The sequence below is a fragment of the Marinobacter adhaerens HP15 genome, assembly GCF_000166295.1.
Classification (GTDB): Bacteria; Pseudomonadota; Gammaproteobacteria; order Pseudomonadales; family Oleiphilaceae; genus Marinobacter; species Marinobacter adhaerens.
In genome coordinates this window covers 464,012-488,170 of record NC_017506.1, presented here as the reverse complement: position 1 = coordinate 488,170, position 24,159 = coordinate 464,012, and the positions used below count along the sequence as shown (strand labels likewise).

Below are 24,159 nucleotides of genomic sequence, written 5' to 3'. Positions count from 1 at the left end.
TGCATGTTTCTTTCAACTTTCATCCAGCCGCTCCTTAGCCTGCGCCTTCATCCAGGGTCAGGGAGCGAGGACGCTCGACCCAGCCACCCCGGCCATTGGGAACGATTTCAATTAGCTCAATTCTTGTTTCACTGACGGCCACAATGCGACCGTAGTTTTGACCCATGTAATTGCCGGTACGCACTCTGTGTATGCCGCCCGTATCGTCCTCAATGAGAGCAAACAGGTTACCGGATGCCCCTTGAAGAGTACCGACCATTTGAAGCGCTTTCAGGTCAAAATTCTCCAGAACTTCTCGAGGCCGATCCAGATCGGGTTCAACATCGCTGACAGGCCGCTCATCTACCATGGTCAATTGAACATCGATTGGCGGCTCAAATGGGGCACGACGATCCGCAGCTGAATAACTGAAAGCTTCGTAAGCCTTGAACTCCGGCAAGGGCTCAACATACCCTCTCGGTTTTGCCCGGGTCTCGGCCATGAACTGATCAAGATCTGAAAAACCGCTGCCCTGGGAACAGGCCGTCAGCAAGGAGACCAGACAAACACCCAGCCAGGCTCTTATCGCATGCTTTACTGTCATGCTCACTCTCCAGCCCGGTAGCGGTAAGTACGAGCTACAACTTGCATGTCAAGTCGCTCTCCATCTCCGCCTGTTGGTTTAATGGTTAAATCATGCAGTGTAACGATCCTGGGCAGGCTTGCGACACTACTGACAAAAGAGGCAAGCTCATGATAAGAGCCAGTCACACGAATATTTATCGGCAACTCTGAATAGAAATCACGACGCTGCTCAGGCTGAAGAGCCACCTCCTGAAGAGAAAGCCCATTCCCTAAAGCCGTGTTGGTTATATCTTCCAACAAGCCAGGGACCTCAGTTTCACTTGGAAGCTGCCTCACCAACGCGCCGAAGGTTTCTTCCATTTCTGCCATTTGAGCTTTGAAGACCTCCAAGTTTGCCACCTGGTAAGCTTTCTCCTCGTATTTTTTCCTTAGATCCTGTTCGGTTTTTTCCACACGCTCGAGTTGGACATACTGATCTTTCACGAAAAACCAGTAGCCCCCGCCAGCTATAAGAGCAAACACGATAAGCACAACAATGGCCTTGATTGGTGCCGGCCAAATGCCCGCATTATTTACGTCAAGATCATTGATATCGAATTCATTGAGACTTTTAAGTGAGTCGGCGAGGCTCATTGACCATCCTCCCCTTCAGGCTCAGGAGTTTTTTGTTGGACTGAAAGATTGAATTGACTATACCCCGCGCGGCGACTCTCAGCAGCGGACACATTGGACAGATCCGGATCCGTGAACCAGTCTGATTCTTCAAACTGACGCATCAACGTAGATACACGACTGTTGGATTCAGACATTCCCACGATGTCAATTTGATCACCAGTTCGCTTGAGGTCCGTATAAAAAAGCCCATCAGGTAAAGTCCTGACCAATTCGTCGAAAACGCGCACAATAACGGGGCGCTTGCCCTGTAGGTCCTGAATAACCTGCATTCGGGCAAGAAGTTCATCCCTTTTCCGCTTTAGGTCCTCAATCTCCTTGATCTGTTCATCCAGATTTTTGGTCGCTGTTTCGAGGTAGGCGTTGCGGGACTGCTGGTAGGCAATCCGGCTATCCATATCGGTTTTCCAGAGGAAGACCAGGCCGCCAGCAATGATCGCTGCGCCCAGAATCATGACCACGAACTGTTTCTGTTTCTCGGCGCGAAGCTCTTCGCGCCACGGTCGTAGGTTAATCTTTGCCATCAGTCGAAGCTCCTCATTGCCAGGCCGCAGGCAATCTCAGGGAAGGCGCATCATTACTCAGTGCCGACGCGTTCACCTTTGAACCTACCGCCATGTCTGCAAAAGGATTCGCGACCATGGTCGGCGTTCCCGTTTTTTCTTCGACCATTTCAGTGAGCCCCTGAATCGAGGCCGTGCCCCCGGCCAGAACCACGTAATCGACGGCATTGTATTGACTGGCACCAAAGAAGAACTGAAGCGCGCGGGCAACCTGCTGCACGACAGCCTCGCGGAACGGCGTAAGCACTTCTGACTCGTAATCGTCAGGTAGTCCGCCCTGCTTTTTCGCAAGACCGGCTTCCTCGAGCGACAAACCGTATCGGCGCTGGATTTCCTCGGTCAGCTGTTTGCCACCGAAAATCTGCTCTCGCGTGTAAACGGTCTTACCACCGGCCAGAACACTCAGCGTGGTCATGGTCGCGCCAATGTCCACGATCGCTACCACCAGCTCTTCTCCCTGAGAGTCCAGCTGAGGCTCGATCAGTGCATAGGCACGCTCAAGGGCATAGGCTTCAACGTCAACCACCTTGGTAGTCAGCGAGGCAATCTCGAGTGCATCCTCGCGGATGTCGACATTTTCCTTCCGGCAAGCAGCCAGAAGCACATCCACCTGGTCGGGGTTACTCTCGGAAGGTCCCTGAACTTCGAAATCGATGGCCACTTCGTCCAGCGGGTATGGAATATATTGATCGGCCTCAAGGGCAATCTGGTCTTCCATCTCGAATTCGTTCAGGCCGCCATCCATCTGGATAAGCTTGGTAATAACCGCAGAACCTGAGACCGCAACAGCAACCTGTTTGACGCCAGAACGGGACTTGGAAGCTACGCGCTTCATTACCTCGCCCACAGCTTCTACGTCCGTAATGTTCTTTTCCACCACGGCATTGGCCGGCAAAGGCTCCACCGCGTAGCTTTCGACCTTATAACGGTCGCCCTGCTTCGATAGCTCCAGAAGTTTGACCGAGCTGGAGCTTATATCCACGCCCAGCACTGCACTGGATTTCTTTCCTAATCCAAACACGCGCTCACCCTATACCTGGTTAGATGCACCCGGTTACGTAACTTATGTGTTTTTTATTTAAGAGAATTTCTTCACCATTCCGTCTACAATGCGTGTTCTTCTTTAGTTGAGAACTATTGCAGCGGTGAAGCACCTCTTCCATCCTAAAGCAATTTCTCAAATGATAGACCTATATCCAACAGTTGTCAGAAAAAAATGTCTCATTTGTTGCGCACATCTCGCCTTTTTGCCTGGTTGTTTCTTACCGGACTGAGTGTCGCCGTTATCGTAACCTCAGGCTTCTATCTTTACCTTCGCCCTGGCCTTCCGCCGGTACATCAGCTTCTGGACATCAAGCTTCAGACGCCATTACGGGTCTATAGCAAAGACAACAGATTAATAGCAGAATTCGGTGAAAAGAGAAGGGCACCCATCACAATCGAACAGATCCCAACAATTCAGTTACAAGCCTTTATGGCAGCTGAAGACTCGCGTTTTTACGAGCACTTCGGGGTCGACATCAAAGGCCTGGCGCGGGCTGCAATCGAACTGGTCTCTACCGGCGAGATCCAGTCCGGGGGCAGTACCATCACAATGCAGGTTGCAAAAAATTACTTTTTGTCACGGGACAGAACCTTTATCCGGAAGTTCAACGAGATACTTCTGGCTCTTCAGATCGAACGTGAACTGGATAAAAACCGCATTCTCGAGCTCTATCTGAACAAGATCTATCTGGGCAATCGGGCCTACGGAATTGCCGCCGCTGCACAGGTTTATTACAACAAGCCGGTCTCGGAACTGTCCCTGGCCCAAATGGCCATGCTCGCCGGCTTGCCAAAAGCGCCCTCGGCATTCAACCCCCTGGCCAATCCGGACCGTGCGATGATCCGGCGCAACTGGATTCTCGGACGAATGCGCGACCTGGGATACATCACTCCGGATGCCCACGAACTTGCTGTTTCCGCCCCCATTACTGCCAGCTACAACAGCACGGAGACTGAAGTCGACGCCGACTATGTTGCCGAAATGGCGAGATCCGAGATGGTTCGGCGGTTCGGCGAGGACGCCTACACCGATGGCTACACCGTCACCCTCACAGTTGACGGCAAGAAACAGCAGGTTGCCACACAGGCATTAAGAGACGGCCTTGAAGCCTATGATCGGCGCCACGGCTTCAGGGGCCCCATTGGGCAGATTGATCAGGAAACCCTCGCCGAGAGTGAGCCATCAGATCTGATCCTGAACTACCCTCGCGTGGAGTCCCTGCTTCCCGCAATCGTCACAGAGGTTGACGACGAATCCGGCAAAGTGGCGGTGCACGCGCGCCACATCGGCCCCGCCACCATGGCTTTCGAAACCATGACCTGGGCGAGGCGCTACAAAACTGAAAATCTCACAGGCCCTGAGCCTGAGAAGCCCTCCGATGTTGTGGCTCCCGGCGACGTTATCTATGTGCGCGCCCAGAACCCGGAATCGGCCTCGCCAGAGCCAGAAGCCAACGGAAACGAATCCCCGAATGAGCAGTCGGAGCAGCTCGCTGAAGCCTCTGTTGCGCTTGCTCAAATCCCGAGGGTTGAAGGCGCGCTCATTTCACTGAAAGCCAAAACCGGCGCCATTGAGGCACTGAGCGGAGGCTACAGTTTTGGTCAGAGCAAATATAACCGTGCCATACAGGCAAGACGACAGCCTGGCTCCACCTTCAAGCCCTTTCTTTATCTGAGCGCTCTGGAAAGCGGCATGACACCGGCGACCATCTACAACGATGCGCCGATCGTCTTCGATGACTCGGAACTGGAGACTGCCTGGCGCCCCCAGAACTCCTCCGGACAGTTCTATGGCCCAACCCGCCTGCGGGAAGCACTCTATCGCTCACGCAACCTGGTCTCAATCCGACTGCTGCGCGACCTGGGCATCCAGAACACGCTGGATTACCTGGCACAACTGGAAATCCCGGTAGAAAACATGCCGGACGATCTGTCACTCTCCCTGGGCAGCGGGCAGCTTACTCCCATGGAACTTGCCCGAGGCATGGCCGTGATTGCCAACGGAGGCTACGACGTTGAACCCTACCTCATCGAGACTATCACTGACTTTAGCGGTGAGACCATTTACCAGGCGCCGAAAACCGTTCTATGCGACAAAGACTGCGACGACGATACAGCACAGGAACCATCGGGCGAGCAAGAAGGCTCGCCAAACACCGTCGCCAATGTCTCTGAAACAAGTGAGGACTCGCCCGAGGTTCGGGTTATGCCCAGACTGGCGGACGAACGCTCGGTCTTTATTCTGCATTCAATGATGCAGGACGTCATTCGTCGCGGTACCGGCAGAAGGGCGCTGGCCCTTGGCCGGGATGACATCGCCGGTAAAACCGGCACCACCAACGAACAGAAAGACACCTGGTTTGCCGGCTTCAATCACGAAGTGGCCACAACCACCTGGGTCGGATTCGACCAACCGGCACCTCTGGGCAGACGCGAGTTTGGCGCCAGCACCGCGCTCCCCATCTGGCTGGACTATATGGAAGTAGCGCTCGAAGGGGCACCCTCTTCCTTCATGCCTCGACCCAATGGCATCGTCAATATCCGGATCAACCCCGAAACCGGACAGCGCGCAAGGCCAGGCGAGGATGGCATTTTCGAGGTCTTCCGGGAAGAGGATGCGCCACCGCCCCTGACACCCGAAACCGAAAACGACCGTAATGGAGGCTCCGAGGAAGACGACCTGTCAAGGCGAATCTTCTGACATCAGGAGCAGGCACAAAAAAACCGGCGGGATCACCGCCGGTTTTTTTTATACCCTGGATGACAGATCAGATAATGTCGTCCATTGACTTCAGCGGGTAGTGCGCAGGGTATGGATTACGTGCAACGCCGGAATCCACGGCAGCGCGAGCAACGGCGGCCGGCACAACTTCCAGCAAGCGGACGTCCATCGGCTTGGGAATGATGTACTCTTTCCCGAACTCGAAACTCTCCACACCGTAAGCCTCGCAAATTTCCTGAGGCACAGGCTCCTTGGCCAGCTCACGGATTGCATTGACGGCCGCCACCTTCATTTCCTCGTTGATCGCGGTGGCACGAACGTCCAGCGCTCCACGGAAAATGAATGGGAAACCCAACACATTGTTAACCTGGTTCGGATAATCAGAGCGACCGGTGGCCATGATCAGATCATCGCGGGTTGCCAGGGCAATTTCCGGGCTGATCTCCGGATCCGGGTTGGAGCAGGCGAAAACGATCGGCTTGGGAGCCATTTTCTTGAGCTGTTCAGCGGTCAGGAGATCCGGACCGGACAGCCCCAGGAATACGTCAGCGCCATCAATCGCGTCGTCCAGAGTTCGCTTGTCAGTGTCGTTGGCGAACATTGCCTTGTACTGGTTCAAATCATCACGACCAGAGTGGATCACACCCTTGCGGTCGAGCATGAAGATGTTCTCAGAACGAATACCGCAGCTGATCAGAATCTTCATGCAGGCAATAGCGGCAGCACCGGCACCCAGGCAGACCACCCTCGCCTCTTCAATCTTTTGCCCTGCAGCTCGAGGGCATTGATCATGCCGGCTGCAGTTACGATAGCAGTACCATGCTGGTCATCGTGGAAAATGGGCACGTTGCACTTTTCGATCAGCGCGCGCTCAATTTCAAAGCACTCGGGCGCTTTGATGTCTTCCAGATTGATACCACCGAAGGTATCTGCAATACGCTCAACTGTTTCGATAAACGCCTGCGGGCTCTCGGAATTGACTTCAATATCGAAGACATCAATTCCGGCAAAGCGCTTGAACAGTACGCCCTTGCCTTCCATAACCGGCTTGCTTGCCAGCGGACCCAGGTTACCCAGACCAAGAATCGCAGAACCATCAGAGATGACAGCCACCAGGTTGCCCTTGGCGGTGTACTTGTACGCGTTCTCAGGGTCCTTTGCGATCTCGCGGACCGGTTCGGCAACCCCGGGGCTATACGCCAGGGAAAGGTCGCGGGAGGTCTTGGTTGGCTTGGTGATTTCGACACTCAGCTTACCAGGCCGCGGCTTGGCGTGATATTCAAGGGCTGCTTCTTTCAGATCTTGAGACATTGCCACTGTTCCGTTTGTCACGTTTAAAGGTAGTGAACCGCCGAAGCCAAAGAGCCTCGGATCAACTCCGAATCGAAGGCCCCTACTCGGCGGAGCGCGCCATTATGGCCCGCCAGCCCGGAAACGACAAGTGCCTCATGAACATTTTGTGAACAGTCAATAGGGCTAATTGCGTATGTATCTTATAGGTACACTCTGACAACCGGGCACAAAAAAAGCGCCCGAAGGCGCTTTTCCCGGATCCAGCTCGATCAGTCTTTCTTGGCGCCGATGCGACCACCGAAACGCTTCTGGAAACGGTCGATACGACCACCGGTATCCATAACTTTCTGCTTGCCGGTGTAGAATGGGTGGCACTGGGAGCACACATCCAGCTGCAGATCATGGGTGTAGGTAGAACGAGTCTTGAATGTATTACCGCAAGAGCAGGTTGCAGTAATCTCTTCGTACTTCGGGTGGATACCTTCTTTCATGGCGAACCTCGTTAGGTCATGCCGCTACCTGATCACGGGGCATCGAATCTGCCCAGGCGCCAGGCACCGCACGTTTGAATCAATTGAGAAGACGGGGCACAATCATGCCCTGCCGGAAACAGACCGCGAATCTTACTTGCAATTAGTTCTGCAGGCAAGCACCACACTGACTTCCGAACTCGCCCACCTTGGATTTCGCGGCAGGCCGCCGACTAGACAGGATAAGGAAAAACCGTGACACCCGTCATCCCGTGGAGCACTCAGTGCCGTTGATCGCACGCATTGCCTTGAATCGTCCCCTGCGTCGACTCTTCGATTACATTATCCCGGAAGGCCTTGAACTGACGCCTGGTCAGAGGGTGCGAATACCCTTTGGCCGGCAGCAAGCAACAGGCCTTGTTGTTCAGGTGGGCGTTGAGCCTCCTCCCGGCATCACTCTCAAGGTTGTGGCAGGGGCAATGGAAAACTGGCCTGCGTTGCCCGCGGAAACCTTCAAGCTTCTCAGTTGGGCAAGCGACTATTACCAGCATCCGCTCGGCGAATGCCTGTTCACTGCCCTGCCCCCAGCACTCAGACGAGGGCGCATTGCAGAGGAAAAAAAGGATCAGTGGTGGCGGGCAATCGACAGCGGCTCGACGATCCCCGCGAATGCGCATAAACAGAAAGCCCTTTGGGATTGGCTGAACCAGCGATCCAACGGCACCCCGACAACCGATATTCTGAGGGCGGGATTCAACCGGGCGCAACTCAAGGCACTGCAGGAGAAGCAACTGATCGAGGTTGTCTCACCAGCCCGACCGGCGGATTTCAATGAAGCCCCCGAGCTGCTAGCCCGCCGACCCAGATTATCCGAGGCGCAGACATCTGCCGCAGAGCAGCTGGCTACCCCGGACGAAGGGTTTTCCGCCTTCCTTCTTTACGGCATCACCGGTAGCGGAAAAACCGAGATCTACCTTCATTACCTGAAAGAACACCTGGGAAATCAGGATCAGGCCCTGGTACTGGTTCCGGAGATCAATCTGACGCCCCAAACGGTCGCCCGATTCCAGCACTATTTTGGCGCACGGATTGTCGTATGGCACTCAGCGCTGAACGACAGTGAACGTCTGACGACATGGCTGAAAGTGCGAAACGGCGAGCCCGTTATCCTTGTAGGTACGCGATCGGCTGCTTTGCTTCCGTTCACCAACCTGCGAACCATCATTGTCGATGAAGAGCACGACAGCTCTTACAAGCAGGGTGAAGGTTTTCGGTACTCCGGCCGGGACCTGGCCGTCTACCGCGCGCACCTGAACAAGTGTCCCGTCATTCTGGGATCCGCCACTCCGTCGCTGGAATCCGTTCATAATGCGAAGCAGGCCAAATACCATCTGGTGAAGCTTGAAGAGCGCGCCGGCAATGCTGCGCCCCCGGTCATCAGTTTGCTGGATATCCGGAGTCGCCCATTGGAGGGCGGCCTCTCCCGTCCTGCCTTGAACGCCATCGAACAAATTCTGGCAAAAGGGGAGCAGGCGCTGGTTTTCGTCAATCGGCGAGGGTTTGCCCCGGTCATGATGTGCTTTGACTGCGGCCACATGGTTGAATGCCCGCGCTGTGACACTCGGCTGACCTACCACCGCCGGGACCGGGCGATGAGATGTCACCACTGCGACTACCAGACGGCGGCCACCGAGCAGTGCCCAAAGTGCAAGAGTGAGGCCTTCAAACCGGTTGGGCAGGGCACCGAGAGAACGGAGGACATTCTTGCAACGGCTTTCCCGGATACACCGGTGGTGCGAGTGGATCGCGACAGCACGCAGCGGAAAGGCAGCATCCAGGGCATCCTGAACCAGGTAAACACCGGCAAACCATGCGTGCTTGTGGGCACCCAGATGCTGGCGAAAGGACACGACTTCCCGAACGTCACACTCGTGGTGGTGGTAAACGCGGATGGGGGGCTGTTCAGCGTGGACTTTCGCGCCCCCGAGCAACTCATACAGACCCTTCTGCAGGTCAGTGGCCGCGCCGGACGGGGCACAAAGCCCGGCAAAGTGCTTGTACAAACCTGCCACAGCGACCACCCGTTGTTAAAGACACTGTGCGAAGGCCACTACCTCGACATAGCCGACCAACTCCTGAAAGAGCGGGAAGAAGGCCAATTTCCGCCATTCCGCGCCATGGCTATTTTCAGGACAGAAGGCGACACCATGGAGAAAAGCTTACAAGTGCTGGATACAATTAAGCCCCTCGCGAATACCACAGGCATTGAAACCTGGGGACCGTTGCCAGCCATGATCGCCCGGCGCGCTGACAAGCACCGTGCGCAACTGATCCTCAACGCCCGCAACCGGAAAAAGCTGAACAGCCTGCTGACCGGAATCTGTCAGGAACTGGACCAGAGAAAGCTGCCTGCCGGGGTCAAATGGATGATTGATGTTGATCCGCAGGAGACCGGGTAAAAAAGGCAAATCCGTCGCAAGAAATGTGAGCTACTGCCACGAACATAAAAACGTTACAAAGTTTTTCACAAAATGGCGTAACCTTGAGCGATCATAAATTTCGATGTGCTATGATTTCAGCGAACTAGCATTTTGTCTTATCAGGCTCCCTGAACTCTAAGGGACTGGGCGAGACCAAGATAAACGACACTTACGGAAAGTGGAGATAACAATGTCGGGGAAATTTGGCTTAACCATGGCAGCCAGCCTTCTGTCTCTTTTGCTCGTTGCCTGTGGCGGCGACAGCGGTTCCTCACCCCTTGCGGGACCCGGTAACAATACCGGTGGCGGCGGAGATGATGACGGAGGACAGGTTACTGCCGGCTCTATCAACCTACTTTCCGACTCGCCTCAGATTGGCACTGCAGCGAACTCACAGGTCACGCTTACTGCCACTGTTCAGGATAGTAACGGCGTTCTGCTCCCTGAAGTTCCAGTCACATTTAGCACCAGCGGCGCTGCACTTCAGGTGGTCAACGCGGTGACCGACCCCAATGGCAATGCCCAGGCAATACTAACTAACTCCAGCAACCCCCAGAACCGGACTATCTCCGTCACAGCCACAGCAGGCGGTCAAACTGACACTGTATCTGTTCAGGCGACTGGCACAGGCATATCCATTTCCGGGCCTACAGCCGTCTCAATCGGGGCCAATGCGAGTTATACAGTTCGCCTGACCGATTCGAACGGCAACGGCATAAGCGGTGAGGCCATCAGCGTCTCCAGCAGCGGCTCGAACACCTTGACCAGCGCCTCTCAGACTACAAGCGCTACCGGGACAGTATCATTGGGTTTCACAGCCAACACTGGCGGTACCGATACGATTACCGTGTCCGCCTACAGCGGCAGCAGCACCGTGCAAGCCTCTATCGATGTTCAGGTTGACCAGGATAGCTTCCTTTTCAACGACCCGGATCCAACTCAGATCGAAACAGTTAACCTGAACACATCTGAAACAGTGACTGTCGTGCTGACATCTGGCGGCGCCCCCGTCAACGGCGAGACCATTACCTTCTCCGCGACCCGTGGTACGCTAAGCGCCACACAGGTTTCGACCGCCAATGGCGAAGCCTCTGTTGATATCAGCTCTTCAACTGCCGGACCGTCTATCATTTCCGCCACGACTACTGACGGACTGACTGCGACCCGACAGATCGAGTTTGTTGCGACCAACCCGACCAGCCTTATTATTCAGGCAAACGACACTCAACTGAACCCACAACAGGAAACTGAGGTCACAGCAGTGTTGCGGGACGCCCAGGGCAACTTGGTAAAGGGCCAGCCCGTGGTCTTCAGCATCGTTACCGATGAAAGCAATGGCCAACTGCTTGAGTCACAGGCAACCACTGACTCCCTGGGTCGTGCGACAGTCACCTATCGTGCTGGCAATAGCGGCACAGGCAATGACGGAGTCGTCATTCAGGCTCAGACCAGCGCGGGAACACAGCCATCTTCGACAATCTCAATGACTGTTGGAGGCCAAGCGTTGAGGATCACCCTCGGTACAGGCAATGAGATCATTGAACCGGATAGCGTCCGTTATGACCGGGAGTGGGTTGCTTTCGTGACTGACGTTACAGGCGCACCGGTAAGTGGGGCTAACGTTGAGCTGAAGCTCCTGCCTATCTCCTACGGCAAAGGCGTATATGTCGCCACCGACATTGATGGTGATGGCGAGCCAGACCAATGGGTTCCAAACCGCTCGGCTACTTGTGATGCCGAGGACATCAACAATGGTAACGGTATCCTTGATCCTGGCGAAGACTTGAATAACAACGGCAAACTGGATCCGTCTAACGATGCGACCTTCTCGCCAGCTACCCTGACGACGGCAGCAGATGGTTCTGCGGATTTCTCTCTACTTTATCCACAGAGCAACTGCTCCTGGGCTGATTTCCGCCTGACGGCCACCGTTGAAGTCGCAGGCTCTGAGAGCCAGGGAACCGCAGAGTTTACGCTATCCTGCTCTGCTTCGGACCTGAACAACATCGAAGCCTCGCCTCCAGGAGGAATAGAGAGCAAATATGGATCAGCAGCCATTTGCTCCGATCCGAACTAATAGCAAACTCCGAAAACAAAGAGCCCGGGGACAGGAATCCTCGGGCTCTTTAGTTTGAGAATAGGTCCCCTTTCCGCGATAATACCCGCCTTCTGTTTTCAATGGGCCTCCTGCCCCGAATCCAATTCTCCTGTAAACCGAGTCATCTGACAGCATGAAAGAGACCGTTTCCGATCTGCTCCAGTCTGCACTGGCAGCACTCCAAGCCGATGGCACGCTGCCTGCGGACCAGTCCTTCACTCCACAGGTGGGCAATACCAAGGACAAGTCCCACGGCGATTATGCCTGCAACATTGCCCTGGTTGCCTCGAAAGCGGCTGGCTGCGCGCCCCGCAAACTGGCGGAGGCGCTGGTCGAGAACCTGCCTGAGAGCAGTGCGGTGGAGAAGGTGGAGATTGCCGGGCCCGGTTTTATCAACTTCTTTATGAGCACTGCGAGTGCCTTTGAAGTGGTCAATACCATACTGGATGAAGGCGATCGTTTCGGTCGCAACAATCAGGGCCAGGGCGAAAAAGTTCAGGTGGAGTTTGTCTCGGCCAACCCCACAGGCCCCCTCCACGTTGGGCACGGCCGGGGCGCGGCAATCGGCGACTGCCTTTGCCGGCTGCTGGAAGCCAACGGTTACGATGTAACCCGGGAGTTCTACTACAACGACGCCGGGGCGCAGATTGATAACCTGGCGCTCTCAGTCCAGTCGCGGGTGAAAGGTCTTACGCCGGACGACGAGAGCTGGCCGGCGGACGGCTACCGGGGCGATTACATTGTTGATGTTGCCAAGGCCTACCTTGCCGGCGACACCGTTACTGCAGACGATCGGGAAGTGACCGCCAAGGCGGATCCGGAGGACCGCGATGCCATCCGCGAATTCGCCGTCGCCTACCTGCGGCGGGAGCAGGATCTGGACCTGAAAGCCTTCGGGGTTCAGTTCGATGTCTATTTCCTGGAATCCTCCCTGTACGAAGACGGCAAGGTCGAAGCGACGGTCAAGCGCCTGCAGGAAAATGGCTACACCTACGAGCAGGATGGCGCCATGTGGCTGAAGACCACCGAGTTCGGCGATGACAAGGACCGGGTCATGCGCAAGAAGGATGGTGGTTACACCTACTTCCTGCCGGATGTCGCCTATCATCTGGACAAGTGGCAACGGGGCTTCACCACCGTGATTAACGAACAGGGTGCCGATCATCACTCAACCGTTACCCGCGTCCGCGCCGGCTTGCAGGCACTGAATGCCGGCATTCCTCAAGGCTGGCCTGATTACGTGCTGCACCAGATGGTGATGGTGACCCGCTCCGGCCAGGAGGTAAAAATCTCCAAACGCGCGGGCAGCTATGTAACAGTCCGGGACCTGATTGATGAAGTGGGCCGCGATGCCACCCGATTCTTCCTGGCCGCGCGCCGCGTCGATTCACAATTGACCTTCGATATCGATCTGGCTCGCTCCCAGACCAATGAAAACCCGGTCTATTACGTTCAGTATGCCCACGCGCGCATCTGCAGCGTGCTTCGAAAACTGGCCGAGGAAGGTGTAGAGCGCAGTCGCAACGAATGTATTGGCGACCTCTCACTGCTGACGCTTGACGAGGAAAAGGACCTGGCCAACCAGCTGGCCAAGTATCCGGAGCTCATTGCCAATTCCGCCGCGCAACGTGAGCCGCACCATCTCACGCACTATCTGCGGGACCTGGCGGGCCAGTTCCATACGTATTACAACGCCCACAAGGTATTGATTGAAGATACCGCCGTTCGTGATGCCAGGGTCAGCCTCTACCTTGCCATTCGGCAGGTTATTGCCAACGGTCTGGACCTGTTGGGCGTCAGCGCACCGGAAGAGATGTAACACGAATGTCCCGAGATTACGCCCGCAAGGACAGGCCCGCCAAAACGTCGGCCACGTCGCGCACGAAACCGGCGAGGCAGACAAAGCCAAAAGCGGCCCGCCCAAAACCCAAGGCCAGTGCCCGTGCCCAGCACGGCAGTTTGTCACTCAAGTGGATTCTGTCCCTGGCGGCCGTGGGCGGCTTCATCGGGTTTATCTTTTATCTGAACTCCCTGCCTGCAAACCCGGGTTCGCAGGCGGTCAGTGAGAAGCCGGCCCAGAAATCTTCTAAGACGCCTGCTGAAACAGCCAAGGAAGAAGACAAGCCCGGGTTCCGCTTCTACGAGATGCTGCCGGAATCCGAGGTGGTACCGCCCAAAGTCGAAGAATACACGCCCGGACCAACGCAAACGGATTTCAATTATCTGCTTCAGTCCGGCTCCTTCCGCAGCAAGGAAGACGCGGAACGACAGCGCGCCCAGATCGCTTTCCAGGGTTTGCGGGCAAGCACCCAGAGGATTGATCTGGACAACGGCTCCGTCTGGTACCGTGTCAACGTTGGCCCTTTCACATCCAGAAGCCAGATGAATTCCGCTATCGACAAACTGGTTTCCCTGAATATCCAGCCACTGGTCCGGAAGATCCCCAAGGAAGGCTGATCTTTCGGGCCTGGTGCGAACACCTTGAATTCGCACCAGGAGCCTCCATAACAACGGGATACCAATTTCAATCAGGCAATTGGAGCCCAAATGACTACCATTCTTTCCGTCAGGCGCGATGACGAAGTTGCCATGGGTGGCGACGGCCAGGTTTCCCTCGGCAACACCGTAATGAAAGGCAACGCCCGGAAGGTTCGCCGCCTCTACAATGGCCAGGTGATCGCCGGCTTCGCGGGCGGTACCGCTGATGCCTTCACCCTGTTCGAGCGATTCGAAGCCCAGCTTGAAAAACACCAGGGCAACCTCACCAGGGCTGCGGTGGAATTGGCGAAAGACTGGCGAACTGACCGTGCGCTGCGCCGGCTCGAGGCCTTGCTGGCTGTAGCGGACAAAACCGCCTCGCTGATCATCACCGGCAACGGGGATGTGATAGAGCCGGAACAGGGCCTGATTGCCATCGGGTCTGGCGGGCCCTTTGCCCAGGCTTCAGCCCGGGCCTTGCTGGAAAACACAGACCTGTCCGCCCACGAGATAGTCGAGAAAGGTCTGGATATCGCCGCCGATATTTGTATCTACACCAACCACAATCGCACCCTTGAAGTGCTCTCCAAAAACGACTGATCCGGAGCGACCATGTCTGCAATGACTCCCCGTGAGATTGTCCACGAGCTCAACAAACACATCGTGGGCCAGGAAGAAGCCAAGCGGGCGGTGGCTATCGCCCTGAGAAATCGCTGGCGCCGGATGCAGCTGGACAGCAGCCTGCGCGATGAGATCACTCCCAAGAACATCCTGATGATCGGTCCCACGGGTGTGGGTAAAACCGAGATTGCCCGGCGCCTCGCAAAATTGGCCGATGCCCCGTTTCTGAAAGTGGAGGCCACCAAATTCACCGAAGTCGGCTACGTCGGCCGCGACGTGGAATCCATCATTCGTGATCTGGCGGATATGGCCGTCAAGATGCTCCGCGAAGCAGAAATGAAGCGTCACGAAGAACGGGCACTGGACGCGGCGGAAGAGCGCATCCTGGATGCACTGATCCCGCCGCCCCGGGATTTCGGTGAGGACAGGCAACGCAGTTCCGACTCATCCACTCGCCAGCTGTTCCGGAAAAAACTCCGGGAGGGCGAACTGGATGACAAGGAAATCGAGATCGACCTGCGCAATTCCAGCGCCGGAGTCGAAATTATGGCGCCTCCGGGCATGGAGGAGATGACTAATCAGCTGCAGAGCATGTTCTCCAACCTGTCTTCCGACAAGCGCAAAACACGGAAGATGAAGGTTTCGGACGCCCTCAAGCGGGCCAAGGAAGAAGAAGCTGCGAAGCTGGTCAACGAAGAAGAGATCAAACAGAAAGCCATTCAGGCCGTCGAGCAGAATGGCATCGTGTTCGTGGATGAGATCGACAAGGTCGCCAAGCGATCCGAGAATACTTCGTCGGATGTTTCCCGCGAAGGCGTCCAGCGCGATCTGCTCCCGTTAATCGAGGGCAGCACCGTGAGTACGAAATACGGTTCTGTGCGCACCGATCATATTCTGTTCATCGCTTCCGGCGCGTTCCACCTGTCCAAGCCCTCGGACCTGATTCCGGAGCTGCAGGGCCGCTTGCCGATCCGCGTTGAGCTTCAGGCACTGACACCCGAAGATTTCAAGCGCATCCTGACAGAACCGGATGCCTCCCTGGTACAGCAATACGAAGCGCTTATGCTGACCGAAGGTGTGAAACTGACCTTCCGGGAGGATGCCATTGCGCGTATCGCCGAGGTTGCCTGGAAGGTGAACGAGAGCACTGAAAACATCGGTGCCCGGCGACTGCACACCGTCCTTGAGCGGTTGCTTGAAACCCTTTCCTTCGATGCCGGTGACAAGGTTACCGATGGCTTCGAGGTAACCGCCGAATACGTGGATGAAAAGCTTGGAGAGTTGTCCGAAGACGAGGATCTGAGCCGGTACATTCTGTAGGCGTGAGCGAGACGGTGCAGATGACACAGTCATCTGCACCCTCACCTACTGAACATTATTGCGCCTTTGAAAAGAGGTGCGACACGTTAGTCAAGCCACCCGCCAACCGGCCCTTCTCGGCTTTTTTCTTCCTGCCCTTGGCCACATACAGTGGCAGCATTTCGCCGTAAAGACTGGTACTGATCGTGCGCTGCTCGTCTTCAAGGCGATCCCGGCGAAGCTTGATGCCATATTTCGCCAGCTTGGGCTCCAACTGGTCTGCGCGACTCAAAAGATCCCGCCGTGTCATCTGATAGGCGTGCTCACACACCATTCTTCGGGACTGGAAGCTGAATACGTTGGAGAAGAACAGCTTGGCGTCGTCTCGGGTGGGTTCAAACAGCAGAATATCCTTGTCGGGATAATCCCGGGCATACTGGGCAATGCCCGACTGCATCCTTGAGTACACCATGGTCCTGAAGGTCTGTGACAGAACGTTTGGCATACCTGAGCGGGTCAGTTCGCCCGGCTTCATGGAGCCGGCCCGGACCGCTGCACTGGCATCAATCGGCACCTGGGGATTCACGGCGAAAACCAGGTCGGCACCATCCTCAAAAGCCACGGAAGCGTGTAAACCCTTGCGCAGCGTACCGTCCACATAATACCGCCCATCGATTTCCACTGGCACATACAACCCCGGTGAGGCAGTGCTGGCCTGAATAGCCTTGGAAATGGGCACATGGTCAAAACCGGGAGCGCCAAAACAGACCGCTTCGGTACTCTCAACATCGGCAGCCACGATGTAGAGGCTGCGCTTGAGCTGACGGAAATCATTGGTGCGCCCGAGCATGGTGAAGGCCCGTTTGAGATACTCATGCAGGCCTTCGTTATCAAACAGCCCGGCCGGCGCTGCCTGGGCCAGGATGGTCATGGCTTCCAGCAGGCTCTGATCGTAAGGGTTGTTGACGAAGCGGCTTACCGCCGTGGAAACCAGGCCGGGAATTGCCAGCAATCGACTGCCAATCTCCCGGAAAGCCGGGCGATAGAATACCTCCGGATGGAACGGGTGTACTTCCGCCTCGTTGCGCACGAAAATCCGGCAAAGTTGCGCCGTGGTCATCTGGTTAGCGAGATTCGCCGCCACAAAAGAGCCGCCATTAACACCAACATAGACATCGATGTTGTTGAAATCGAGACCATCAAGCGCCTCATCCAGCGCCCGGAGCGCTCCTATTTCATAAATGCCGCCCAGAGGACCACCGCCACCAAGGGCAAGCCCGATGCGGGGAGCGGGTTTATGGTCAATTGGCGAGCTCATAGCCTTCCCTTTTCCGGATTAAGAATGCGGGTCCGTCAGGCAGACCGCCGGATAATTCCATTCTCAAGATAACAACCGTATTTAGAGTGCGCACCCTATATTGCCCAAACCCGCACCTGCGATCAGGAAACGGCAGCCTCTGAAACAGCCATGGCCGTTGACTTGCCTGGGCGCAGGTAACGGCCGAAGCCGGCATTACGCAACGCCAGGTCGACACAGCTCTTGATCACGTGAGGCGAGTCCAGCAACAACACATCCTCCAATAGCTGAATGGCCCACTCACGGCTGACACTGCGAATCACCGATTTGACCTTGGGCAAGCTGGCGGCGTTCATGGACAGGGAATCGTAACCCATGGCCATCAACAGCAGCGCACCGCCGGGATCACCCGCCAGTTCACCGCAGATGCCAACGGGCTTGCCCACCGAGTGAGCGTCCTGGGCGATTCGCACCAGCGCCTGGAGTACCGCCGGGTGATACGAGTGATAGAGCTGGGCAACCCGGGGATTGTTACGATCCACCGCCAGCAGATACTGGGTCAGGTCGTTGGAACCAACAGAGAGGAAGTCCACCCTGTCCGCCAGTTCCCGGATCTGGTAAACGGCAGCGGGGATTTCGACCATCACCCCCACCTTGGGCATGTGAATGTCGTAACCCTCTTCCCGAACCTCGTGGTACACCCGGTAAATCAGGTGCAGGGACTCCTCCACCTCCGAGATGTTGGAGATCATCGGCAGCATGATCTGGAGGTTGTTCAATCCCTCGCTGGCCTTGAGCATGGCCCGAACCTGAACCAGGAAGATCTCCGGGTGGTCGAGGGTAACCCGGATACCCCGCCAGCCCAGGAACGGGTTTTCCTCCTGGATCGGAAAATAGGTCAGCGCCTTGTCGCCGCCAATATCCAGCGTACGCATGGTAACGGGGCTCGGCGCAAAGGCTTCGAGCTGCTCCCGGTAATACTCTCGCTGCTCCTGCTCGGAGGGGAAGCGGTCCTTGATCATGAAGGGCACTTCGGTCCGGTAGAGACCGATACCCTCGGCACCATGCGAGAGCGAGCGCACCACATCGGTCATCAACCCGGTGTTCACCAGCAATGAGACCCGATGGTGATCGGTGGTTTCACAGGGCTTGTCCTTGAGAACTTCAAGCCCGCGAATAAGTTCGTCTTCTTCGTCGCAGATCGCCTGGTAGTAGGAGCGGAGGTCTGCCGATGGCGAAGCAAAAATCTGGCCCTCAAAGCCGTCTACGATCAGCTCCTTGCCGTCAAGCTGGTTCACCGGAATGTCGACAAGTCCCATAACCGTGGGCACGCCCATGGCACGTGCCAGGATGGCGACATGAGAGTTACTGGAGCCTTTGACCGACACCAGACCCACCAGCTGCCCCTTGGGGACCTCGCCAAGCATGGCCGGTGTCAGCTCTTCGCTGACCAGGACCGTGCGCTCGGGGTAGTTCAGGTGCTTCTGCTCACCTTCCTGCAGATGAGACAGCAGACGGCGGCCCAGGTCCCGGATATCAACAGCGCGTTCCTGCAGGTAGTGATCGTCCATCATCTCGAAATGACGGATGTACTGCTGGACCACCTGCTTGAGAGCGCCCTGGGCCCAGATCCCTTCCCTGATCTTGTTCGACACCTCACCCGGCATGGCATCATCGCCCAGCATTCTCAGATAAACATCGAACAGGGCCTGCTCTTCAGGACGCAGCTGCGAAGCCAACCGCTTGGCAACCCGCTCAATATCTTCCCTTACCGCCTTAACCGACGCTCCGAACAGGGCCAGCTCCTGATCAATATCGTCAGTCGGCTTTTCCGGAACTACATCAAGATCAGCGGATGGATAAACGACAACGCCATTGCCGATGGCAACACCTGGAGCACCCGGCACGCCGTTGAAACTGACATCGTGTGCCTCCTCACCGGTCAGGGACAGGCCACTGATGGCGCCGGTGGCTTCACTATGGGCTATGACCCCCGCCAGCTGAGCGGAAACGGTTACCAGGAATGCCTCTTCGCCCTCATCAAAGCACCGGGAACTCTCCCTCTGCTGGACAACGAGCACACCCAACACCCGGCGATGGTGAATGATCGGAACACCCAGGAACGAGCGGAAGCGCTCCTCACCGGTCTCGGGGAAGTAACGATAGCGCGGATGGGAGGGAGCATCCTCCAGGTTGATAGGCTCCTCACGAGAGCCCACCAGGCCGACAAGCCCCTCTGAATAGGCCAGGCTCACCTGGCCAACCGCCTTGCGGTAAAGGCCTTCGGTGGCCATCAAAATGTAGCGGTTGGTGGCAGGGTCAAGCAGGTAGACGGAACAGACCTCGGTTCCCATGGCTTTCTGCACCCGCGATACAATGATATCCAGCGCCTCCTGCAGATCGCGGGCGCTGTTTACCTCTTGTACTAGACTTCGCAGAATGCTCAGCATGGCGGTGTCAGTCCGTCATTTCTGGTGTTCCTGTAAACGCCGGTTCTGCTCCGCCCTATGCCACTGCTCCATGTTGTAGAACAGTCGCGGCGCAAGCTCTCTCAGCGCGCGTCGATACACTTCTCGCTTGAATGAAACCACCTGCCCCAACGGATACCAGTAGCTTACCCACTGCCAGCCGTCGAACTCCGGTGAATCCGTACCGTCCACGCAAACCTGCGCGTCCGGCGATAACATCCTCAGCAGGAACCATTTCTGTTTTTGGCCCACACAAACGGGGTGGGAGTTTTGGCGTACCATCCTCCTCGGGAGTCGATACCTCAGCCAGCCTCGCGTGCAGCTGATGATTTCCACATCGTTTGCACAGAGGCCGATTTCCTCTCCAAGCTCCCGGTACAGCGCATCCTCGGGGGATTCATCATGTTTGATGCCACCCTGGGGAAACTGCCAGGAGTCCTGCCCTATTCGCCTTGCCCAGAGAACTTCTCCTCTGTGATTGGCCAGAATGATTCCGACGTTGGGTCTGAAACCGTCTGAATCGATCACGGCACAGTCCTCTCAAAAGTCGGTTGACCGGTACAAAAATTCACCGGTCGGATTTGTCCAAGTTGCTCTCATTCTTACAGAATCCCAAGGGTTCGGCAAACGGAGCCGTTGGGGACAGGTCATGATAGACTTGGCGTTTTACTGCAAGCCCTGTGATCACCGGAGGTAGCCGCTTGACGCTCGCAATTTTTGATCTCGACAACACCCTTTTAGCCGGAGACAGCGACCACGCCTGGGGCGAATTTCTGGTGGAGGAAGGCATTGTCGATGCCGAGGAATACCGCCTTGCCAACGACCGCTTCTATCAGGAATACCTGAACGGCGAGCTGGATATTCTGCACTACCTGGGGTTTGCCCTTCAGCCTTTGGCCAGTCACAACATGGAAGAGCTACTGGCGTGGCGGGAAGCCTTTATGGAGAAAAAAGTACGCCCCATGATGCAGGCCACTGCTAATACGCTGCTGGACAGCCACCGGGAGCAGGGTCACACCCTGATGATCATCACCGCCACCAACCGTTTTGTGACTGAACCCATTGCCGAGGCCCTCGGCATCGAACATCTGATCGCCACCGAGCCCGAGCTTGTCAACGGCCGTTATACAGGCGAAGTGGCCGGCACTCCGAGCTTTCAGGATGGCAAGGTCACGCGACTGGATGACTGGCTGAGTGCCCATAACAGGACACTCGAGGGGGCCTGGTTCTACAGCGACTCCCACAATGACTTGCCGCTGCTGAAAAAAGTGGACAACCCGGTAGCCGTAGACCCGGACCCGACCCTGGCGCAATATGCCCGGGACAACGGCTGGAAAGTCATGTCACTTCGGGGTTAATGGCAGGTTTAAAAGAACCCCGTCAGTGAACGAACAAAGCAGGATTTGATGTAATCGGTCTCGGGGATGCCCGGAATCACCGGGTGATCCGGAGCCTGATGCCCCTGCTCGAGCAACTGGACAAAGCGGTCGATCTTGCGGCCGCTGCCTCGAATGATGTCCACCAGCTTCTCCTGCGAGAGATGCATCGAACAGGACGCGGAAACCAGTATCCCATCGCGCTCCAGCAACCGCAGACCGAGCTGGTTCAGCCGGGCATAGGCCTCTTCACCCGCCTTCTGGTCCCTGCGCCGGGGAATCAGTGCCGGCGGATCGAGAACCACCACATCAAACTTCTCCTTCTCATCCGCCAGCGCCTTCAGGGCCTCGAAGGCATCCCCCTCAATGGTTTCCACATTGTCGAGGCCATTGAGCCTGGCGTTGTGGTGAACCGAATCAATGGCACCGGCCGAACTGTCGACACAGGTCACTTGGGTGGCCCCGGCACAAGCGGCCTGAATGCCCCAGCCACCGACATAACTGAACACATCCAGCACCCGCTTGCCCGGCGCATAGGCCTGCAAACGGGCACGGTTCATCCGATGATCGTAAAACCAGCCCGTCTTCTGGCCGCCTTCCAACGGCACCTCGAACCGGACACCGTTCTCCTCCACCTCCAGCAGACTCACCGCAGCGCCATGGGCCTGCTCCACGTAGGTATCCAGCCCCTCCACCTTGCGCATCTTGCCATCGTTCTTGAGAATGATCGCCTCAGGGTGCACCAGCCGCTGGACTGCCCGAACAACTGCCTCCTTCATCGCTTCCATACCGGCCGTGGAAATCTGCACCACCACCGTGGAATCAAACCGGTCAATCACCAGCCCCGAAAGCCCGTCACTGTCGCCAAACACCCAACGGTAAAACGGCTTGTCGAAAAGCCGTTCTCTGAGCGCAAGCGCAGCCTCCATCCGCTGGGTCAACCGCTGGGGCGTCATGCCGTGGCCCGGATCCCGACTGATCAGCCGACCACAAATCAGCGCATGGGGATTAACGAACACTGTACCCAGAGGCTTGTCGTTCGACGCCCGAAGCTCCGCCTGAACACCGGCCTCGAATTCCGTCAGCGGACTGCGGCGGGTGTCCACCTCATTGCTGTAAACCCATAGATGGCCAGCACGGAGACGGCGCTCTGCGCCTTTTCGAAGATACAGAACCGGAAAATTCATAAAGACCACCTGGAAAGGAAAGACAGGGATTATACAAGATGAGTTGAAACTGATACCGATGTATGACGGGCTGACGGGGCGGGCCTTCCAAAACTGTGCGGAGCCAGGGATCGCGGAGCCAAGCGTACAGGGACGTATTCACAGCGTGTTTTGGAAGGCCCGCCCCGTCAGGCCAGCCTCCCAAGCGGAAGTGTTATTCCTCGGCCGCCACATGCTCCGCATAAGCTGTAGAATCCATCAGGCCATCCAGCTCACCAGCATCCTCGAGACGCACCTTGTAAAGCCAGCCGTCACCGTAGGGATCTTCGTTGACCTTCTCCGGCTCGTCCTCGAGGCTCTCATTCACCTCGATAACCTCACCGGTCACCGGGCTGAACACATCCGAAGCCGACTTCACAGACTCAGCGACCCCGGCTTCCTCTCCTCCGTTAACCGTTGCGCCCACATCCGGAACACCGATGTATACCACATCACCCAGTTGCTCCTGGGCAAAATCCGTAATACCGACAGTCGCCGTGCCATCGTCTGACACGCGAACCCATTGATGGGTCTCAATGTATTTCAGGTCTGCGGGTATCTCACTCATAGTCTGGTTTCCTGAACGAATTTTTTGCGCAGTTTAACTGAAGAGGTTAATTCCAGCGAACCTCACGTGCCAGCTTCATGAACGAATTCAGGTAATCCACCTCCCGATCCCGCTCACGAAGTCCTAAAAAGATCTGTTTCGGAATCCCCGTTTCCCCGAGCTGAACCGGCCGAACCGGAATCCGGGCACCGTAATCCTCGACCAGCCAGCGTGGGAGCGCGGCCACCCCGCGCCCTGCCGCGACCATTTGCAACATGATATCGGTGGTCTCGATGGTTTTGTGCCGCGCGGGACTGGCGTGGGCCGGAAGCAGGAACCGCGTGTAGATATCCAGACGTTCGATTTCCACCGGGTAGGTGATCAGGGTTTCTTTCTCCAGATCCCCGGGTTCAGCCCAGGCCTTGTCCGCCAGAGCATGGTCCGCGGCCACCACCAACACCTGCTCGTAGTCGAACACCGGCTCGAAAACCAGGCCCGGGCGCTGCAGGGGGTCCGGAGTTACCAGCATGTCGATGTCGTGACCGAACAGGGCGCCAATGCCGCCAAACTGGAATTTCTGTTTTACATCCACATCCACCCCGGGCCAGCCCTCCAGATAGGGCCCGACTACTTTCAACAGCCATTGATAGCAGGGATGGCACTCCATTCCGATACGCAGCGTGCCACGCTGCCCCCTGGCAAACTGGCCGATCAGCATCTCCGCGTGCTCCATCTGCGGCAGCAGCCTGTTGGCCAGCGAAAGAAGGTATTCCCCCGACTGTGTCAGTCGCAACTGCCGCCCTTCCCGCACCCAGATGTCGGTACCAAACTGGTGTTCCAGCTTACGGATGGAATGGCTGAGGGCAGATTGCGTCAAATGCAGGCACTCGGCGGCCGCCGTCAAAGACCCCTGCTGATTCACTGCCCGGAGAATTTCCAGATGGCTTCGCTCGATCATTATT

The 24,159-nt window shown here is 56.5% G+C and carries 18 protein-coding genes and 2 pseudogenes; 8 read left to right on the top strand and 12 right to left on the bottom strand.

Annotated features, from left to right (window positions below):
* Positions 1–34: 34 nt before the first annotated feature.
* The 4 genes and pseudogenes from HP15_RS02390 to HP15_RS02375 form a co-directional block, all read right to left on the bottom strand.
* Complete coding sequence (locus HP15_RS02390; protein WP_041644945.1) at positions 35–583, bottom strand: pilus assembly protein PilP; 549 nt, start codon at positions 581–583, stop codon at positions 35–37.
* Positions 584–585: 2 nt separating this feature from the next.
* On the bottom strand, positions 586–1,197 hold the full coding sequence (locus HP15_RS02385) for a type IV pilus inner membrane component PilO (protein ID WP_014576029.1): 612 nt from the start codon (positions 1,195–1,197) through the stop codon (positions 586–588).
* Positions 1,194–1,760: a PilN domain-containing protein gene (locus tag HP15_RS02380; RefSeq protein WP_014576028.1), complete on the bottom strand. Its 567-nt coding sequence runs from the start codon at positions 1,758–1,760 to the stop codon at positions 1,194–1,196. The genes HP15_RS02385 and HP15_RS02380 overlap by 4 nt, the downstream gene beginning before the upstream one ends.
* A pseudogene (locus HP15_RS02375) lies at positions 1,760–2,820 on the bottom strand (pilus assembly protein PilM). The gene HP15_RS02380 and the pseudogene HP15_RS02375 overlap by 1 nt, the downstream one beginning before the upstream one ends.
* 195 nt (positions 2,821–3,015) lie before the next feature.
* On the opposite strand from HP15_RS02375, the gene HP15_RS02370 reads away from it, so the two are divergent.
* Positions 3,016–5,544, top strand: a complete 2,529-nt coding sequence (locus tag HP15_RS02370; RefSeq protein WP_041644944.1) for a penicillin-binding protein 1A — start codon at positions 3,016–3,018, stop codon at positions 5,542–5,544.
* A gap of 67 nt (positions 5,545–5,611) precedes the next feature.
* Here the strand turns inward: HP15_RS02370 and HP15_RS02365 are convergent.
* Together HP15_RS02365 and rpmE are read right to left on the bottom strand one after the other, a co-directional pair.
* A pseudogene (locus tag HP15_RS02365) lies at positions 5,612–6,876 on the bottom strand (malic enzyme-like NAD(P)-binding protein).
* Between the two features lie 251 nt (positions 6,877–7,127).
* A complete protein-coding gene (rpmE, locus tag HP15_RS02360) occupies positions 7,128–7,349 on the bottom strand; it encodes a 50S ribosomal protein L31 (protein WP_008170804.1) in 222 nt (73 codons plus the stop codon).
* 263 nt (positions 7,350–7,612) lie between these two features.
* On the opposite strand from rpmE, the gene HP15_RS02355 reads away from it, so the two are divergent.
* From HP15_RS02355 to hslU, 6 genes are all read left to right on the top strand, one after another.
* Positions 7,613–9,787: a primosomal protein N' gene (locus HP15_RS02355; RefSeq protein WP_014576024.1), complete on the top strand. Its 2,175-nt coding sequence runs from the start codon at positions 7,613–7,615 to the stop codon at positions 9,785–9,787.
* A 235-nt stretch (positions 9,788–10,022) separates the two neighbouring features.
* Complete coding sequence (locus HP15_RS02350) at positions 10,023–11,885, top strand: Ig-like domain-containing protein (RefSeq protein ID WP_014576023.1); 1,863 nt, start codon at positions 10,023–10,025, stop codon at positions 11,883–11,885.
* Between the two features lie 154 nt (positions 11,886–12,039).
* Positions 12,040–13,725 carry an arginine--tRNA ligase gene (argS, locus tag HP15_RS02345; protein ID WP_014576022.1) on the top strand — a complete coding sequence of 562 codons (1,686 nt, stop codon included), beginning with the start codon at positions 12,040–12,042 and terminating at the stop codon, positions 13,723–13,725.
* 5 nt (positions 13,726–13,730) lie between these two features.
* The gene (locus HP15_RS02340) at positions 13,731–14,363 is read left to right on the top strand and encodes an SPOR domain-containing protein (protein WP_014576021.1); all 633 of its coding nucleotides are present in this window, start codon (positions 13,731–13,733) and stop codon (positions 14,361–14,363) included.
* A gap of 90 nt (positions 14,364–14,453) precedes the next feature.
* The gene (gene hslV, locus HP15_RS02335) at positions 14,454–14,984 is read left to right on the top strand and encodes an ATP-dependent protease subunit HslV (RefSeq protein ID WP_008170810.1); all 531 of its coding nucleotides are present in this window, start codon (positions 14,454–14,456) and stop codon (positions 14,982–14,984) included.
* A gap of 12 nt (positions 14,985–14,996) precedes the next feature.
* Positions 14,997–16,325, top strand: coding sequence for an HslU--HslV peptidase ATPase subunit (gene hslU, locus HP15_RS02330; protein ID WP_014576020.1), 1,329 nt, complete (start codon positions 14,997–14,999; stop codon positions 16,323–16,325).
* 55 nt (positions 16,326–16,380) lie between these two features.
* Here hslU and HP15_RS02325 read toward each other — a convergent pair whose 3' ends face one another.
* The 3 genes from HP15_RS02325 to HP15_RS02315 form a co-directional block, all read right to left on the bottom strand.
* On the bottom strand, positions 16,381–17,622 hold the full coding sequence (locus HP15_RS02325; RefSeq protein WP_008170814.1) for a patatin-like phospholipase family protein: 1,242 nt from the start codon (positions 17,620–17,622) through the stop codon (positions 16,381–16,383).
* 122 nt (positions 17,623–17,744) lie between these two features.
* Positions 17,745–20,051 (bottom strand): phosphoenolpyruvate--protein phosphotransferase, encoded by a 2,307-nt coding sequence (ptsP, locus tag HP15_RS02320; protein ID WP_014576019.1) that lies wholly within the window; start codon positions 20,049–20,051, stop codon positions 17,745–17,747.
* Positions 20,052–20,066: 15 nt separating this feature from the next.
* A complete protein-coding gene (locus HP15_RS02315) occupies positions 20,067–20,597 on the bottom strand; it encodes an RNA pyrophosphohydrolase (protein ID WP_041644941.1) in 531 nt (176 codons plus the stop codon).
* 173 nt (positions 20,598–20,770) lie between these two features.
* Here HP15_RS02315 and HP15_RS02310 point away from each other — a divergent pair, with 173 nt between their 5' ends.
* Complete coding sequence (locus HP15_RS02310) at positions 20,771–21,427, top strand: histidinol-phosphatase (RefSeq protein WP_014576017.1); 657 nt, start codon at positions 20,771–20,773, stop codon at positions 21,425–21,427.
* Between the two features lie 8 nt (positions 21,428–21,435).
* Here the strand turns inward: HP15_RS02310 and HP15_RS02305 are convergent, their stop codons facing one another.
* The 3 genes from HP15_RS02305 to HP15_RS02295 form a co-directional block, all read right to left on the bottom strand.
* Positions 21,436–22,632: a class I SAM-dependent rRNA methyltransferase gene (locus tag HP15_RS02305; RefSeq protein WP_008170821.1), complete on the bottom strand. Its 1,197-nt coding sequence runs from the start codon at positions 22,630–22,632 to the stop codon at positions 21,436–21,438.
* A 193-nt stretch (positions 22,633–22,825) separates the two neighbouring features.
* On the bottom strand, positions 22,826–23,218 hold the full coding sequence (gene gcvH, locus HP15_RS02300; RefSeq protein WP_008170823.1) for a glycine cleavage system protein GcvH: 393 nt from the start codon (positions 23,216–23,218) through the stop codon (positions 22,826–22,828).
* A gap of 46 nt (positions 23,219–23,264) precedes the next feature.
* Positions 23,265–24,155, bottom strand: coding sequence for a LysR family transcriptional regulator (locus tag HP15_RS02295; RefSeq protein ID WP_014576015.1), 891 nt, complete (start codon positions 24,153–24,155; stop codon positions 23,265–23,267).
* Positions 24,156–24,159 lie beyond the last annotated feature (4 nt).